This window comes from Methylorubrum sp. SL192 (assembly GCF_026672325.1).
Lineage (GTDB): Bacteria > Pseudomonadota > Alphaproteobacteria > Rhizobiales > Beijerinckiaceae > Methylobacterium > Methylobacterium extorquens.
Genome location: NZ_JAPPQV010000003.1, coordinates 2,015,993 through 2,030,772, shown reverse-complemented (window position 1 = coordinate 2,030,772; position 14,780 = coordinate 2,015,993). Strand labels below are relative to the sequence as shown.

The following is a 14,780-nucleotide window of genomic DNA, read 5'->3' as shown; positions in this document are numbered from 1 at the left end:
ATCTGGAGGATCCTTCGAGGCCGCATCGCGGCACCTCAGGATGAGGGCGGTGTCTTGGAAGCGCCGATCATCCCAGCAACCGGTCCAGCGTGATCGGCGTCTTGCGCACCCTGATCCCCGTGGCGTGATAGACCGCGTTGGCGATGGCGCCCGCCGTGCCGGTGATACCGATCTCGCCGACGCCCTTGACGCCGAGCGGGTTCACGTGCGGGTCGTGCTCGTCCACGAGGATCGCCTCGATCAACGGCACGTCGGCGTTCACGGGCACGTGGTACTCCCCGAGATTGGCGTTCATCACCCGGCCCGAACGGGGATCGACCACGGCGTTTTCGTGGAGCGCGAAGGACACGCCCCAGATCATGCCGCCGTAATACTGGCTCCTGACGAGGCGCGGATTGACGATTCGGCCGGCGGCGAACGCGCCGACGAGGCGGCTGACGCGGATCTGGCCGAGATCGGGATCGACGCTGACTTCGGCGAAGACCGCGCCGTGGGCGTGCATCGCGTAGGCCTCGCGCGCCGCCGGATCGGGAGCGCCCTGCCCTTGCGCCGAGATCGATGCGCGGCCGGCCCGGTTCAGGATCTCGGTGAACGACTCGCTGCGTCCCTCGTCGTCCCGTCGCACCAGCCGGCCGCCGCGAGCGTAGACGCCGGCATTGCCGGCGCCATAGAGGGCCGAGCGCTCGTTGTTGGTCGCGAGGTCGGCAAGCTGCGCCAGCACCGCGGCAGCGGCGGAATGGATCGCCGTGCCGGCTGTGGCGGTGTGGGCCGAGCCGCCGGCGATGCCGGCATTCGGCAAGTCCGACGTGCCGCTCTGGAAATCGAGCTGTGCAAGGTCGATCCCGAGGCCGTCGGCGGCGATCTGCGCCAGCGCGGTCCAGGCGCCCTGCCCCATGTCGTGGGCGCCGAGCGCGACTGTGCCGGTGCCGTCGGCGCGAATCTCGGCCCGCGCCTCCGCCTGCATCATCAGGGCCGGGAACAGGGCCGTGCCCATGCCGTAGCCGACGAGGCGCCCGGCGGAATCGCGCATCGATCGAGGCGCCGGAGCGCGCTTGTCCCAGCCGAAGCGGGCAGCACCTTGCGCATAGCATTCGCGCAGGGCCTTGGAGGAAAACGGCCGGCCCGAGATCGGCTCATCCTCGGCGTAGTTCCTCACGCGAAATTCGAGCGGGTCGAGGCCGCAGGCCTCCGCCATCTCATCGATCGCGCCCTCCAGGGCGACGCTGCCCGAAGCCTCGCCGGGCGCGCGCATGAAAAGCGGCGTGCCGGTATCGACCCGCACGCCGGAATGACGCGTCGAGACCGCGGGCGCGGCGTAGAGGTAGCGGGAGATGGCGCTGGCCGGCTCGTAGAAGTCGTCGAACCGGCTCGTCGCCGTCAGCGTGTGGTGGTCGAGGGCAGTGAGCGCTCCATCAGCATCGGTGCCGAGTCGCAGCGTCTGCCGCGTCTCGGCGCGGTGGCCGACGGGGCCGAACATCTGCTCCCGACGCAGCACGAGCTTCACCGGCCGGCCGACGAGTTTGGCTGCCATCACGCCGAGAATCTGCGGCCCGGAGAGAAAACCCTTCGAGCCGAAGCCGCCGCCGAGAAAGGGAGAGCGGACGAGGATGTTCTTCGGGTTGAGCCCGAACAGGCCGGCAAGCCGCATCTTGGCCATGGCGAGCCCTTGGCTCGGCGTGTCAACGGTGAGCCGGTCACCGTCCCACTGCGCCACGATGGCGTGGGGTTCGAGCGCGTTGTGATACTGCGTCGGTGTCTCGTAGGTCGCCTCGACCCGGCGCTCGGCCTGTCCCAGCCCGGCCTCGACATCGCCGCGCGACACGATCGCCTTGTCTCCGGCACCGACGCCCTCGGGCTCCTGCGGATCCCCGGCATCGAGCCCGATGCGTGGCGACTCCACCTCGTAGCGCGGGGCCAGCAGCTCAGCCCCCTCGGTCGCAGCCTCCAGCGTCTCGGCGATCACCACGGCGATCGGCTGGTGCGCGTAGCGGACGCGGTCGTTCTGCAGCAGATCGAGCCGGAACATGAAGGGATTGTCCTTCGCGTCCGGGTCCTGGGCGAGCCGCGGCGCGTTGGCGCCCGTCATCACCTCGACCACGCCGGGATGGGCCTCGGCCGCCGCAACGTCGAGATGGGCCACCCGGCCGCGGGCAATGCGGCTCACCGCCACCACCGCGTGGAGCAAGCCTTCCGGCCGGTTGTCGGCGGCGTAGGTCGCCTGCCCGGTGACCTTCAGAAGGCCGTCGCGGCGGGTGAGCGGCTGGCCGATACTCGACCCGTGCCGGGCCTGCTCGTAGGCGATGTCAGGCATGGAGCGCGTCTCCGGAGAAGGCGGAGGCCGGAAGCGCCGGCATGCGCTCCGGGGTGCCGGCGGCGGCAAGGGTCAGCGTTCGCACGATCAGTCGGCGGGCCAGCTCGATCTTGTAGGCGTTGTCGCCGGACGGCAGAGCCTCTGCCAGGGCCGCATCCGCCGCCTCACGAAAACTCCGCTCGCTCAGTTCCGCGCCGGCCAGCACCGCCTCGGCGGCGCGGGCGCGCCAGGGCTTGAGCGCGACGCCGCCCAGCGCGATCCGCGCCTCGTCGATCCGCCCGCCATCGAGCCGCAGCGAGGCCGCGGCCGAGACCACGGCGAAGGCGTAGGAGGTGCGGTCGCGGACCTTGAGGTAGCGGGAATGCCGGGCAAAACCCGCGGCGTCCGCCGGCAGGCGCAGGGCGACGATGAGGTCGCCGGGTTCGAGCACCGTCTCCCGGTCCGGCCGGTCGTCCGGCAAACGGTAGAGTGCGTCGAGCGGCACCTCGCGGGCGCCGGCTCTGCCCTCGATCTCGACGGTGGCGTCGAGTGAGACCAACGGGACGCAGAAGTCGGAGGGGTGGGTGGCGATGCAGTGCTCACTCCAGCCGAGCACGGCGTGGAGCCGCGTCTCGCCGCCGCGCGCCTCACAGCCGGCGCCGGGATCGCGTTTGTTGCAGGCGCTGGCCGGGTCATAGAAGTAGGGGCAGCGGGTCCGCTGCAGCAGGTTACCAGCCACGGTCGCCGCATTGCGCAGTTGCGCCGAGGCCCCCGAGAGAAGGGCTTCCGCCACGGCGGGGTGCGCTTTCGAGACGTGCGGATCGTAGGCGAGGTCGCTGTTGCGCACGAGCGCACCGATGCGGACGCCCCCATCCGGCAAGTGCTCGATCCGGTCGAGGCCGGGCAGATGTGTGACATCCACAAGGCGGCCGGGGCGGGTGATGCCGCCTTTCATCAGATCGAGCAGGTTGGTGCCGGCCGCGAGATAGGCCGCGCCCGGTTCGGCAGCTGCGGCGACGGCTTCGGCGACGCTGCCGGGGCGGACATAGTCGAAGCGGTTCACGCAGCCTCTCCCTGATCGACGCCGGCACTGCGGGCCTGGGCGTCGAGCACGGCCTCGGTGATGCCGACATAGGCGCCGCAACGGCAGAGATTGCCGCTCATGCCCTCGCGCACCCGCTCGGGATCGTCGCCGGCATGGCCCTCGCGGATCAGCCCGACGGCGCTCATGATCTGCCCCGGCGTGCAGAAGCCGCACTGGAAGCCGTCATGCTCGATGAAGGCGGCCTGGACCGGGTGAAGCTGCTCGCCCGCCGCCAAGCCCTCAATGGTCAGAACCTCGGCCCCGTCCAGGCTCACGGCGAGCGCAAGGCAGGAATTGATCCGCCTCCCGTTCAGCAGAACGGTGCAGGCGCCGCATTGGCCCCGGTCGCAGCCCTTTTTCGAGCCGGTGAGGCCGAGCCGTTCACGAAGGAGATCGAGGAGAGTGACGCGCGGATCGTCGAGTTCGATCGCGCGCGGTTCACCGTTGACGGTCAGCGTCAGACGAAACGTCATGCGGAGACGGCTCCCGGGGCTCGCATCCTGTCTGGAAGCGTTTCAATTAGCCCGGCCGTTACGCGTGACCAGGGGATGCGACGGAACCGACCGTCACGCCCGCCTCAGCAAACTCGATGCCACTCACCTTCGTCGGGGCGCCGCAGCAGCGAGCGGCCTAGGTCGGCCTGCCCGGCGCATGGGCGCTCAGGCGGAACAGCGCGGCGATGGTCGATTGGCCGGCGCCCGACAGACCCGTCATCCGCGCGATGGCCGGACGCTGTCCCATTTGCGACCAACGTCTCTTACGCGGTTGCAGCGGCTGCCAAGTCAGGGCCTGCCAGGTCGGGTTCGACGGGGGCCTGCGGATAGCGTCATCGTCACTCCAACTCGTCATCTCGAGCGGTTCCCTCGGTGATGACGAAGCGCCTTTGGCGCTGGTGGCGGCCTGCTTGCTGTGCGCTGTCTTCGTATCGACTTTGACGCCCACGGGATCTGCTGTGCCATTCCGGGCCAAGAATGCCGCGAGACAGGTTGAGACGCAAAGCGCGAAGTTGTCGGTATAACGGACCAGTGGAACGCGCCTTCACGGACTTCGACGGTGCCGCTCTCAGCCAAGTGATACGCTTGAGCGGACCTGTATCAGACGTTGCGAATCGGAAACCCCTTCGGTATCGGTCGAACCGGTCGCGTTCGAACAGGGAGACGCAGCATGGTTGTCGGCATCGTCTTCCGTCGTGCAGGAATCGCTGTAGCGCCTGCCGGAATCGCTTAGGCGCATTCCCCCGCCGCCCGGCCTGACGGCCCCCGCGGCTCACGCACCCTCCCCGATCTGACCTCGCCGGACCGCGCGATCCAATCCGCGGCGCCCGCGTCTTTCGGAGCCGACGCTTCATCGTCGGGCACTGCCATGTCCCTGTCTTCTCCCAGGCGCGCGGACGTTGTCCGCCGCGTCCTTGCCTTCGTCGTCCGCGGCTGGCGCCGGCGCCTCGGCCTCGTCTCCGCCCTCGTGACTGCGATCACGCTCGCCACGCTGGCCGACGTGATGCTGCCGCTCTATGCCGGGCGCCTCGTCGATGCCCTCGCCGGTGCCGAGCGCCAAGCCGCCCTGCAGGCCGCACTGCCGGCTTTCGCCATCATGACCGCGCTGAGCCTCGCGACGGTGCTGTTGCGCCATGTCGCCTGGAGCCTCGTGGTGCCGCTGACGCTCGGCACGATGTCCGACATCGCGAGCCAGAGCTTCGCGCGCGTCCAGCGCTTCTCGACCGAGTGGCACGCCAACACCTTCTCCGGCTCCACCGTGCGCAAGATCTCGCGGGGGATGTGGGCGCTCGACGGACTCAACGACGTTCTGCTGCTCTCGATCCTGCCCTCCGTCGTCGTGCTCGTGGGCACGACCGTGGTGCTCGGCCTGCATTGGCCGGCGATGGGCGCGGTGATCGGGCTCGGCACGCTCGCCTATGTCGGCACCGCCGTGTTCCTGGCGACGCGGGTGATCGCCCCTGCGGCGACGCTCTCGAACGCCCTCGACACACGGCTCGGCGGCGCGCTCAGTGACACGATCGGCAACAACGCGGTGGTGAAGGCGTTCGGCGCCGAGGCGCGGGAGGACGAGCGGCTCGCGCGCGTCCTGTCGAAGTGGCGGCGGCGCACCCGGCGCACCTGGATGATCGTGACGTGGAGTGGCACCCTTCAGCTCGGGCTGCTGCTGGCCTTCCGCAGCGCCATCGTCGCCACGGCCCTGTGGCTGTGGTGGCAGGGTCAGGCGACCCCCGGCGAAGTTGCCTACGTGCTCACCACCTACTTCGTGGTGCACGGCTATCTCCGCGACATCGGCGGGCACATCAACCACCTGCAACGCTCGGTCAACGAGATGGAGGAACTGGTTGCGCTCGAATCCGAGCCCGTGGGCGTCGCCGACCGTCCGGGCGCGGTGCCGCTCGCTGTGACCGGCGGCGCGATCCGCTTCGACGCGGTGCGCTTCCACTACGGCACCCACGGCACGCCACTCTATGACGGGCTGTCGGTGACGATTCCCGCCGGCCAGCGCGTCGGCCTCGTTGGGCGTTCCGGATCGGGCAAGACGACCTTCGTCAAGCTGATCCAGCGGCTCTACGACGTGAGCGGCGGGCACGTGCTCATCGACGGGCAGGATGTGGCGGGCGCCACGCAGGCGAGCCTGCGGGCGCAGGTCGCCATCGTCCCGCAGGAGCCGGTGCTGTTCCACCGCTCGCTCGCCGAGAACATCGCCTATGCCCGGCCCGGCGCCTCGCCCGAAGAGATTGAGCGGGCGGCGCGGCTGGCCAACGCGCACGACTTCATCGCACGGCTGCCGAAGGGCTACGCCACGCTGGTGGGCGAGCGCGGCGTCAAGCTCTCCGGCGGCGAGCGGCAGCGGGTGGCCCTGGCCCGCGCCTTCCTCGCGGATGCGCCGATCCTGATCCTGGACGAGGCGACGTCCAGCCTCGATTCGGAATCGGAGGCACTGGTGCAGGAGGCGATGGAGCGGCTGATGCGCGGGCGCACCGCGCTCGTCATCGCCCACCGTCTCTCGACGGTGCGTGCCCTCGACCGCATCCTCGTGTTCGACCGGGGGCGCGTCGTCGAGGACGGGGCGCACGCCGCGCTGATCCGGCGCCCGAACGGGGCCTACCGCGCCCTGTTTGAGCGGCAATCGGACATGGCGGAGAACGCGTGAGGATCCTGTTCGTCTGCGGCCGGGCGCGCGCCCGCAGCCCGACCGCGGAGCAGGTGTTTTTGCGATGGCCCGGCCTGGAGACGGCCTCGGCAGGTGTCTCGGACGACGCGGACGAGCCCGTGGAGGCCGATCACCTCGCCTGGGCCGAGATCATCGTGGTGATGGAGCGCGCGCATCGGCGAAAGCTGATGCGCCGCTTCGGGCCGGCGCTCCGGCATGCCCGGATCGTCTGCCTCGATGTGCGCGATGACTACGCCTTCATGGAGCCGGCGCTGGTGCGCATGCTCGAAGCGCGGGCGGGGCGGCTCCTGCCGCCTGGAAGCAAGCCCGGTTGAGTCTCGCTTACCGAATCCGCGCCGCGCTTTCGTCGCCGGAGCGCGAACATGAGGGGCGGAGGCCCAGGGCCTGGGTCGGTCTCGCGACAGCGTGGACGAGAGCCGATGTTAACAATTTGTTGAGCATAAAGTCTCTACCCTCCTGCCTTCTCAAGGAGCGTCGGGCATGCGCGAACATCGCAAATCGCGGACGATCGAGCACGCTCACGCCGCGGATTCGGTCGAGCGCACCCTCGCCAAGGCCATCGCCCACCGTACCGCCGGACGTTATGATAAAGCCCGCCGCAACCTTCAGCGCGCGCTGGACGTGGCGCCGCATCACGCGGGCACGCACCACGAACTCGGCCTCCTCACCAGCAAAGCGGACGGACCCGGACCGGCGGTCCCGCATTTCGTCGCCGCCTTGAGGGCTGAGCCCGAGCAGCCGCGCTATTGGCTCGCTCTGGCCGTGACGCTCCTCGTGCTGAACCGGCTCGACGAGGCGCGTGCCCTGATGCTGCAATTCCGGAGTCGGGGCATCGCCGACGATGCATCGCGCGCGATCCTCAAGGATTTCGCCGACCATGCCTTCGCGCGGGGACAGGAGCGCTACAGCGCAGGCGACCTCGCCGCCGCGGAGACCCTAGCCGACCTCGTCATCGGCCTCGACGAAACCCACGCCAACGCGACCCATCTCGCGGGCGCGATCGCCGCGGGAAAGGGCCGACACCAGCAGGCGTTCGACCTGTTCAGCATCGCGATCTACCGCGAGCCCGAGAACGCGGGCTATTTCAGCAGCCTCGGTGCCGTTCTGATCGCGATGGGCGACTACACCGGCGCCGTCTCGGCACTGGAGCGGGCGGTCGCCCTCAATCCCGACCTCGCGATCGCGCATTCGAACCTGTCCGGTGTCTATCAGCGCGTCAGCCATCACAGCGCGGCCGTGACCCATGCGCGGCGTGCCGTTGCGCTCGATCCCGGCCTCTCCAACGCGCACAACAATCTCGGTTGCAGCCTGAAGAGTCTCGGCCACTTGCCCGAGGCGCTCGCGAGTTTCGACCGGGCGCTCGCGACCGATCCGACGCATATCACCGCCCATTCCAACCGGCTGTTCACCAAGCTCTATGCCGAGGGCGTTCCGCACGCCGACTACGCGGCCGACGCGCGCAGCTTCGGCGCACGCTTCGCCGATCCGCTGCTGCGCCGGCGCCCCTTCGCCAACGATCGTGATCCCGACCGCCGCCTGCGAATCGGATTCGTTTCGGGCGACCTCTGCACCCACGCCGTCGCCCGCTTCATCGAGCCATTCCTGCGCCACCTGGATCGGACGCAGTTCGAGGCGCGCGCCTACATGACCCAGGCAGCGGAAGACGCGGTTTCGGCCCGCCTGCGGACTCTGTTCGATGGTTGGCACAACATCACCGGCCTCAACGACGACGAGGCCGCCGACCTCATCGAGTCGGAGAAGATCGACATCCTCGTCGACCTGTCCGGCCACAGCGCCGGCCACCGGCTGCTCGTTTTCGCCCGCAAGCCGGCGCCGGTTCAGGTCACGTGGATGGGCCACCCGGCGACCACGGGCCTGCGCGCCATAGATTACCGCCTGACCGATGCCCGTCTCGACGTGCCCGGCCAGACGGAGAGCCTGCACACGGAGACGGTGTGGTGGCTGCCGGGCGTCTCCGCCACCTACGAGGCGCATCACGACATCGCGCCCGTGCGCGAGCGACCGCCCTTCGAAGACAACGGCTTCGTCACCTTCGGTGTCATGAACCGCTTCGAGAAAATCAGCGACGGCGCCTTCAAGACCTGGGCCGCCATCCTGGAAGCGCTTCCCGACGCGCGCCTGTTCATGGTCGTGGCCGATGTCGAAACGGCCGTCATTCGGGAACAGGTCGATGCACGCCTGTCGACGGCCGGGATACCGCTCGACCGGGTGCGGCTCCATCCCCGCGTCACGACGACATATTTCGACCTTTACCACGAGTTCGACATCGCCCTCGATTCGTTTCCCTACAATGGTGGGACGACGAGTTGCGACACGCTCTGCATGGGCGTCCCCTTCATCGCGCTGCGGGGCAGCCAGGCGGTGTCGCGGGTCGGTTCATCGCTGCTGGAGGCGATCGGACTGGAAGAACTCGTGGGCGACACGCCTGAGGATTATGCGACCCGCGCCCTGGAACTCGCACGCGATCCGGATCGCCTGCGCGCCATCCGCACGAACCTGCGCGAGCGCATGTTCGCCGGTCCGGTCATGGACCATGCGCGCTTCGCGAGGGACATGGGCGACGCGTTCCGCTCCATGTGGAAGGGCTGGCTCGAGACGCACCACTCCGCGTGAGCCCGGTGCGGTCTTGATGCTTTTGCGTGGATAATTTTGTTAACCAGCGCTTAAGCGGGGGAATTGGAAGGCGGCCACAAGTCTTATTCAGTGCAAGATGCCAAGAATCAAGAAATTTCTCGCGCAAGAATTGATTTGATCAAAACTCGCTCTGTCCGAAATTTTTTGGATTTCGAATTTCCGCTGCCACTCAGCTTTTGGGCCTCATCGAAAGCAGCTTGGCGGGAGCGGCGAACACCGTCATGTTCGGTTTAACCGAGCGGACCACGATCGAGCCTGCCCCGATCGTCGCACCATCGCCGATCGTCACCTTCGGCAACAGCCGTGCCCCCGAACCGATCAGGACATCCTTGCCAATCCGCACATAGCCCGTGACATCGACCATCGAACTCAGCGTCGTGAACTCGCCGCACATGCTGTCATGGCCAAAGCCCGAATAATTGTTCAGCGTCACGAAGCGCTCGATACGGGTGTCGGGCAGCGCCATGGTATAGGGGCATAGGATGACGCCCTCCCCAATCGACGCCGTGCGCACGACGGTTGCGGTCGGATGGCGCAACGTCGCGAAACGGGCGCCACGCGTCTGAAGCAACTCGACGACGCGGCGTTTCTTGGCAGGCACACCCAGCGCGACCACGAACAGATCGCCCGGTGCCGGCGTGTAGTCCTGCAGGCCTGCAAGTCGGGGTAGGTCGTAGCCGGGTAGCTCCTGGACCACGTCATCGATATACCCGGCGAGGGGAGGCAGCGTCCCCGCCGCGTGGCAGTCTCCCGCCCAGAAGTACACTTCCCGCCCGAATCCGCCGGCACCGACTAGAATAAGGCGTTCCCGCGCTGCCATTTTGCCGGTCTTTCCTTGTCTTTATGTGTTTTGCCCCGCAACTTGAGGGGAAAACGTCTGCATGCTGAGCTAATTTGGTATGTCGGTATTGCATTTCACCGCACTGACGGGCCTTCTCTCAGCTCTTCAACATGGCGCGACTTGGTGTGCTGCTTTACATGAGCCGCTGACCATCCTAATCCGATATCCCACTTCCTTTCGCCGCTACGAACTTGAGCGGTGCTGAAGCGGAAAATTCTCTCGGCATGGTCGCGGCCCAACCTCGCAAGAGAGGCGAGACTGACGAGGAAGTTGTAAGAGTGCCTCACAAAACTCGCGACCACCGATCGTCTCCGTTCTGAGCACGGCAGCGCAGCGGGAGTTTTGTGAGAGACACTAAGAAGGCCGGCTCGAAAACGAAACGCCCATGCTGCCTTGCGCAAATTACTACCGTCCCGAGATCCTTGCCGACGAACTGGACACTCTGTTCGATCCACTCTGGCAATTCGGAGCCCTGGCAGGAGAACTCGCCGCGGATCGCGATTTCGTCTGCGTCGATTACAAGAACACGGCGACCGTCCTGCAGAACTTCCGCGGCGAGATCCGGGCATTCGCCAATGTGTGCAGCCATCGGTTCAACCGCATCCAGCCGGGCGAGCGCGGCAACCGGCCGCTGATGTGTGCCTATCATGGCTGGAGCTTCGACAGCACCGGTTTCCCGCACGGCATGCCGCGCCGCGACGGATTCGCGCTTGATGATCGCGAGCGGTTATGCCTGACCGGTTACGAAATCGAGATGTGTGGGATTTTCGTATTTTTCCGCAAGCGGAGCGGCGGACCGTCTCTGCGCGAGTATCTGGGCGCATTCTATCCACTGCTTGAGCAGATTGGATCCTATTTCGGGCCGGAAATTGATACTGGAACAATTTCACACGCGGCCAATTGGAAGCTGCTCGTCGAGAACGTTCTTGAATGCTACCATTGCTCGGTCGTCCATCAGGACACGTTCGTGAAAACGCTCGGGATTGGCAGAGCAGGCATCGAGCAGGAACGGTTCGACGGACCGCATTCCAGTAGCCACTTCCCGCGCACCGCGACGGCCGGAGAGGCCCGGCGGCAGAAGGCGCTCGCCTATCTCGACACCCGCGCCTTCACCCACGACTCGTTTTTCCACATTCACATCTTTCCCAACCTGTTCATCTCATCGACGCAGGGTCTGTCTTTTTATGTCGGCCACGCTTTGCCTCTGTCGGCGACGGAAACCGGACTGCGCTTTCGGCTATTCGAACCGAAGCTCGACCTGACCCGCGCGCAGCGCGCGGCACAGGATCTGATCAACCAGTCGGGCAAGGCGCTGGGTCGTGCGGTGATCGACGAGGACCGAGCGATCCTGGAAAATGTCCAGCGGGGCGTCGAATTGTCGGAGAAGCCCGGTGTGATCGGTCGCGACGAAATCCGGATCGCCGCGTTCATGCGCGCCTACACGCACCTCATGGGTGGCGGCTCACTTAGCGGTATACCCCCCATCGACGACCATGTTGCTGCCGGTGATCCAGCGCGAAGCATCGCTGAGTAGAAACATCGCAGCATGGGCGATATCGTCGGGCCGGCCAAAGCCGAGCATGTGCAGCGCCTCGTAGTTCCGCACCATTTCGCTGCCGACCGATTCGGTGAAATCACGGTGCATCGCCGTCTGGATCCCGCCGGCAACGATGGAATTCACCCGGATGCGACGGTCGGCCATTTCCGAAGCCAGCGCGCGCACCATGCCGTCCACCGCGGCTTTGGCAGCCGAATAGGCACTCATGCCGGGGCGCCCGCGCATCGACGACACCGACGACATGAACACCAGAGACCCGCCATCCACCACGACGTCCTTCTTCGCCGCCGCCCGCGCGACGCCGAAAGCGCCGCGGACGCCCGCCGCGAAGACATCGTCGAGATGGCGGTTCTTGGTGGCCCGCGCCGGAAGGATCAACGCCGTGCCCGCAGAATGGAAAATGCCGAAGAAACGACCGTGCTGCTTGGCGATCCCTTGAACGAGGTCCGCAGTCACCTCGGCATCGCTCAGATCGGCGGAATGGCTGGAATGGCCGTCGCCCGCGAGCAGGGCAGCGGTTGCAGCCAGCCGTTCGGTGCTGCGGCCAATCAGAGCCACCCGCGCTCCGGCCTCCGCGAGCCGCACCGCCGTATGCTGACCGATTCCCGATGAGGCTCCAGTGATGAGGAAGTCACGTCCCTCGAAGGCTTCGCGGGAAAAGATCACAGCGAAATCGTCTCGCAGCAGCGGAGCGGGCCGATCCGCATCGAGGCCGCTGCCCACGAGTAGCCGACCCCGAAGCCGAACAGGGCGACGCGGCAATCGCCTGTCATCAACGCATCCGCCCGGTCGGTCGTCATGAGCAGCGGCAGGGTCGCGCTGCTAGTGTTGCCGTAACGGTCGATGTTGATCGGCACCTTCTCCGGCGGCAGCTTCGCCTTCTTTGCGAGGTGGCGGATCATGAACGCGTTCGCCTGATGCAGGAGGAACATGTCGTAATCCTCGATGCCCTCGCCCGCAGCGGCCATGGTGTCTCTGATCAGCGACGGCACAGCCTTGAGCGTGAAATTGAACACCTCACCGCCATCCATGAACAGCTTGTCGAGGGGATGGCCCTCCAATCGGCCGGTGGCCTCGCGCTTGCGGAATGCACCCCCGGGGACGATGAGGTTGTCGGCCCCCTGACCGTCGGTACCGAGGATGAACCAAGCGGGATCGGCGTCGGGAACGGTCGCTTCGATCGCGGTCACGGTTCCGGCATCGCCGAACAGAAGGGCGGTGCCGCGGTCATCAGCATCGTTCATGATGCTGCTAGTGTCGCCGACGGCGAGGAGTATCCGCTTGGCCGCCCCGGTCTGGACCATCATCATCGCCATCCAGAGGCCGTAGGGATAGCCCGAGCAGCCCAGCGACACGTCGAAGGCGACAATGCCGGTGCGCAGGCCGAGCCGATGCTGCAGCACGCAGGATGTCGCCGGCAGCCGGTAATCCGGCGTCTGCGAGACGAAGATGATGCCATCAACGCTACCGCGTTCCCAGCCGAGGCGATCGAGCAAGCATTCGGCGGCGGCGGCGCACAAGTCGGAGGTCGTGGTGCCGTCCTCGACCCAATAGCGGGTCCTGACGCCGGTCATCTTGACCACCTCGTGGACCTTGTCGCCGAAACGATCGAGGAAGTCCTCGTTCTCGATTCGACGCGAGGGCAGACAGGAGACGACCCCGGCGATTCGGGATCCCGACGTGCGCGCGGTCTGCCCGCTCGATGCCATTTACGCCTCGCTCTCGGTCTGGCGTGCTGCAATCAAGCGCTCGATATCGCCGACCGTCTCGCACGCAGCGAGGGCCGTGGCGTTGACCGCCTTGTCATACTGCTCATCGATCAGGGCAATGGTGGAGACCACAGCCAGCGAGTCCCACGACGTGCTCTCCAGGCGCAGGTCGGCCGTCACTTGGTCCGGCTCGACCTCCAGGATCTCCGCGAGTTCTTCGTAAAAGCCGCTCATTGTCATTCCTTCATGAAGCTCAGCAGACGATCGAAGCCCCGGCCCACGAGAGTCCGACGCCGAACCCGATCACGACGAGGCGGCGACCGGGTGCCATTTGCCCTTTATCCCGCAGGTTTGCCAGGACGAAGGGGATGGTCGACGACACCGTGTTGCCGATGTCCTCGTGGTGATGCGGCACCCTTTCGGCGGGGAGGCCCATCTTGCGCTGCAGCGCGTTCAACATAAGCTTGTTCGCTTGATGAAGGACGACGTGATCCACATCCGACTGAGTAACGCCGCTTGTTTCCAGCAGACGCGCAAAGGTGCGTGGCACCTCCCGCAAGGAAAAGCTCATCACGTTGGCACCATTCATGTACAGGTGCTCACGCGAACGAACATTCCCGTGTGAATCCGCTTCTGCCAGAGCAGTATCCGGCCCCCGAGGCGTGCGAAAGCCCCCCGCTTCGACGATCAGATCCTTTCCACCCGCGCCATCGGTGCCGAACACAAACGGGCCGATCACGGACTCGTTGCTCGCGGTGATCAGTGTCGCTGCGGAACCGTCACCGAACAAGGTTCGGACGCTCTTGTCGCCCTCATGGATGAACTTGGAATAGGTGTCGGCCGTCAGCAGAAGCACGTTGCGCGCTGCGCCCGCCGCGATCAGCCCGGTTGCCAAGGCAAGACCGTAGACGAAACCGGAACACCCGAGATTCACGTCGAGCGCGCCGACATGCCGACCCAGGCCGAGCCGGTCTTGGAGGAGGCAGGCCGTGGTCGGCAGCAGATAGTCGGGCGCCTGGGTGCAGAGAATGAGGAAGTCGATGTCCTCGCGCACGCAATCGCCCGCAGCAAACAACTTCTCGGCGGCATGAAAGGCCAAGTCGCCTGCCGTCTCGTACTCCGCAGCCACGCGACGTTCGCGGATGCCGGTCTTTTCGAGAATCTTTTCGGACGACCAATCGGGATAGAGTTCGGCGAGATGTTCGTTCGTGAGGACGCGCTCGGGGAGATGCGTCGCGATTGCGGCAATACGCGCGCCGACGGTCCGGCCTTCGGATTGAATGGCAGAAATCATCGACCTACGACGAAAATTGCACAGTCCTCACTCCGAGAATCTTTGGCCTATCAGCATGATGGCGTCTTATTCTCCGAAGGAGGTATCATACAGAACCACGTGGCTTGTGCCGAGCTTGTGCGCGGGTCTTCGCCTTACGCAACCTGAACCCCGGTTTTTCCCGGAGGTTGATGGTGAT

The 14,780-nt window shown here is 66.3% G+C and carries 12 protein-coding genes; 4 read left to right on the top strand and 8 right to left on the bottom strand.

The window, feature by feature from the left end; all coding sequences use genetic code 11:
* Positions 1-67 precede the first annotated feature (67 nt).
* From OVA30_RS10275 to OVA30_RS10265, 3 genes are read right to left on the bottom strand one after another with little or no spacing between them, the layout of a single operon-like run.
* Positions 68-2,311, bottom strand: a complete 2,244-nt coding sequence (locus OVA30_RS10275) for a xanthine dehydrogenase family protein molybdopterin-binding subunit (RefSeq protein ID WP_268175374.1) — start codon at positions 2,309-2,311, stop codon at positions 68-70.
* Positions 2,304-3,353 carry an FAD binding domain-containing protein gene (locus OVA30_RS10270; protein WP_268175373.1) on the bottom strand — a complete coding sequence of 350 codons (1,050 nt, stop codon included), beginning with the start codon at positions 3,351-3,353 and terminating at the stop codon, positions 2,304-2,306. The genes OVA30_RS10275 and OVA30_RS10270 overlap by 8 nt, the downstream gene beginning before the upstream one ends.
* Positions 3,350-3,847 carry a (2Fe-2S)-binding protein gene (locus OVA30_RS10265; RefSeq protein WP_268175372.1) on the bottom strand — a complete coding sequence of 166 codons (498 nt, stop codon included), beginning with the start codon at positions 3,845-3,847 and terminating at the stop codon, positions 3,350-3,352. Before OVA30_RS10265 ends, OVA30_RS10270 begins: the two co-directional genes overlap by 4 nt.
* Before the next feature lie 889 nt (positions 3,848-4,736).
* Here OVA30_RS10265 and OVA30_RS10260 point away from each other — a divergent pair.
* From OVA30_RS10260 to OVA30_RS10250, 3 genes are all read left to right on the top strand, one after another.
* Positions 4,737-6,524: an ABC transporter ATP-binding protein gene (locus tag OVA30_RS10260; protein WP_268175371.1), complete on the top strand. Its 1,788-nt coding sequence runs from the start codon at positions 4,737-4,739 to the stop codon at positions 6,522-6,524.
* Positions 6,521-6,859 (top strand): low molecular weight protein tyrosine phosphatase family protein, encoded by a 339-nt coding sequence (locus tag OVA30_RS10255; protein WP_268175370.1) that lies wholly within the window; start codon positions 6,521-6,523, stop codon positions 6,857-6,859. The genes OVA30_RS10260 and OVA30_RS10255 overlap by 4 nt, the downstream gene beginning before the upstream one ends.
* Before the next feature lie 166 nt (positions 6,860-7,025).
* Positions 7,026-9,179 (top strand): tetratricopeptide repeat protein, encoded by a 2,154-nt coding sequence (locus tag OVA30_RS10250; protein ID WP_268175369.1) that lies wholly within the window; start codon positions 7,026-7,028, stop codon positions 9,177-9,179.
* Positions 9,180-9,369: 190 nt separating this feature from the next.
* Here OVA30_RS10250 and OVA30_RS10245 read toward each other — a convergent pair whose 3' ends face one another.
* Positions 9,370-10,020 carry an acetyltransferase gene (locus OVA30_RS10245; protein ID WP_268175368.1) on the bottom strand — a complete coding sequence of 217 codons (651 nt, stop codon included), beginning with the start codon at positions 10,018-10,020 and terminating at the stop codon, positions 9,370-9,372.
* A 406-nt stretch (positions 10,021-10,426) separates the two neighbouring features.
* On the opposite strand from OVA30_RS10245, the gene OVA30_RS10240 reads away from it, so the two are divergent.
* Entirely contained in the window at positions 10,427-11,575 is a 1,149-nt protein-coding gene (locus OVA30_RS10240; protein ID WP_268175367.1) for an aromatic ring-hydroxylating oxygenase subunit alpha, read from the top strand.
* Here OVA30_RS10240 and OVA30_RS10235 read toward each other — a convergent pair.
* Genes OVA30_RS10235 through OVA30_RS10220 form a run of 4 tightly spaced genes read right to left on the bottom strand, consistent with a single transcriptional unit; the run spans position 11,504 to position 14,602 of the window.
* The gene (locus OVA30_RS10235; protein WP_268175366.1) at positions 11,504-12,265 is read right to left on the bottom strand and encodes an SDR family NAD(P)-dependent oxidoreductase; all 762 of its coding nucleotides are present in this window, start codon (positions 12,263-12,265) and stop codon (positions 11,504-11,506) included. The two genes, OVA30_RS10240 and OVA30_RS10235, sit on opposite strands and share 72 nt — an antisense overlap.
* Positions 12,262-13,308 (bottom strand): ketoacyl-ACP synthase III, encoded by a 1,047-nt coding sequence (locus tag OVA30_RS10230; RefSeq protein WP_268175365.1) that lies wholly within the window; start codon positions 13,306-13,308, stop codon positions 12,262-12,264. The genes OVA30_RS10235 and OVA30_RS10230 overlap by 4 nt, the downstream gene beginning before the upstream one ends.
* The gene (locus OVA30_RS10225) at positions 13,309-13,542 is read right to left on the bottom strand and encodes an acyl carrier protein (protein WP_003597417.1); all 234 of its coding nucleotides are present in this window, start codon (positions 13,540-13,542) and stop codon (positions 13,309-13,311) included. It abuts the gene before it with no gap.
* A 19-nt stretch (positions 13,543-13,561) separates the two neighbouring features.
* A complete protein-coding gene (locus tag OVA30_RS10220) occupies positions 13,562-14,602 on the bottom strand; it encodes a 3-oxoacyl-ACP synthase III family protein (RefSeq protein ID WP_268175364.1) in 1,041 nt (346 codons plus the stop codon).
* Positions 14,603-14,780 lie beyond the last annotated feature (178 nt).

What these genes read in the sequence shown, in the direction of transcription:
- OVA30_RS10260 (WP_268175371.1), top strand. Translation starts at nt 4,737, where the DNA reads ATGTCCCTGTCTTCTCCCAGGCGCGCGGACGTTGTCCGCCGCGTCCTT.
- OVA30_RS10220 (WP_268175364.1), bottom strand. Translation starts at nt 14,602, where the DNA reads ATGATTTCTGCCATTCAATCCGAAGGCCGGACCGTCGGCGCGCGTATT.
- OVA30_RS10245 (WP_268175368.1), bottom strand. Translation starts at nt 10,020, where the DNA reads ATGGCAGCGCGGGAACGCCTTATTCTAGTCGGTGCCGGCGGATTCGGG.
- OVA30_RS10250 (WP_268175369.1), top strand. Translation starts at nt 7,026, where the DNA reads ATGCGCGAACATCGCAAATCGCGGACGATCGAGCACGCTCACGCCGCG.
- OVA30_RS10240 (WP_268175367.1), top strand. Translation starts at nt 10,427, where the DNA reads ATGCTGCCTTGCGCAAATTACTACCGTCCCGAGATCCTTGCCGACGAA.
- OVA30_RS10230 (WP_268175365.1), bottom strand. Translation starts at nt 13,308, where the DNA reads ATGGCATCGAGCGGGCAGACCGCGCGCACGTCGGGATCCCGAATCGCC.
- OVA30_RS10265 (WP_268175372.1), bottom strand. Translation starts at nt 3,847, where the DNA reads ATGACGTTTCGTCTGACGCTGACCGTCAACGGTGAACCGCGCGCGATC.
- OVA30_RS10225 (WP_003597417.1), bottom strand. Translation starts at nt 13,542, where the DNA reads ATGAGCGGCTTTTACGAAGAACTCGCGGAGATCCTGGAGGTCGAGCCG.
- OVA30_RS10275 (WP_268175374.1), bottom strand. Translation starts at nt 2,311, where the DNA reads ATGCCTGACATCGCCTACGAGCAGGCCCGGCACGGGTCGAGTATCGGC.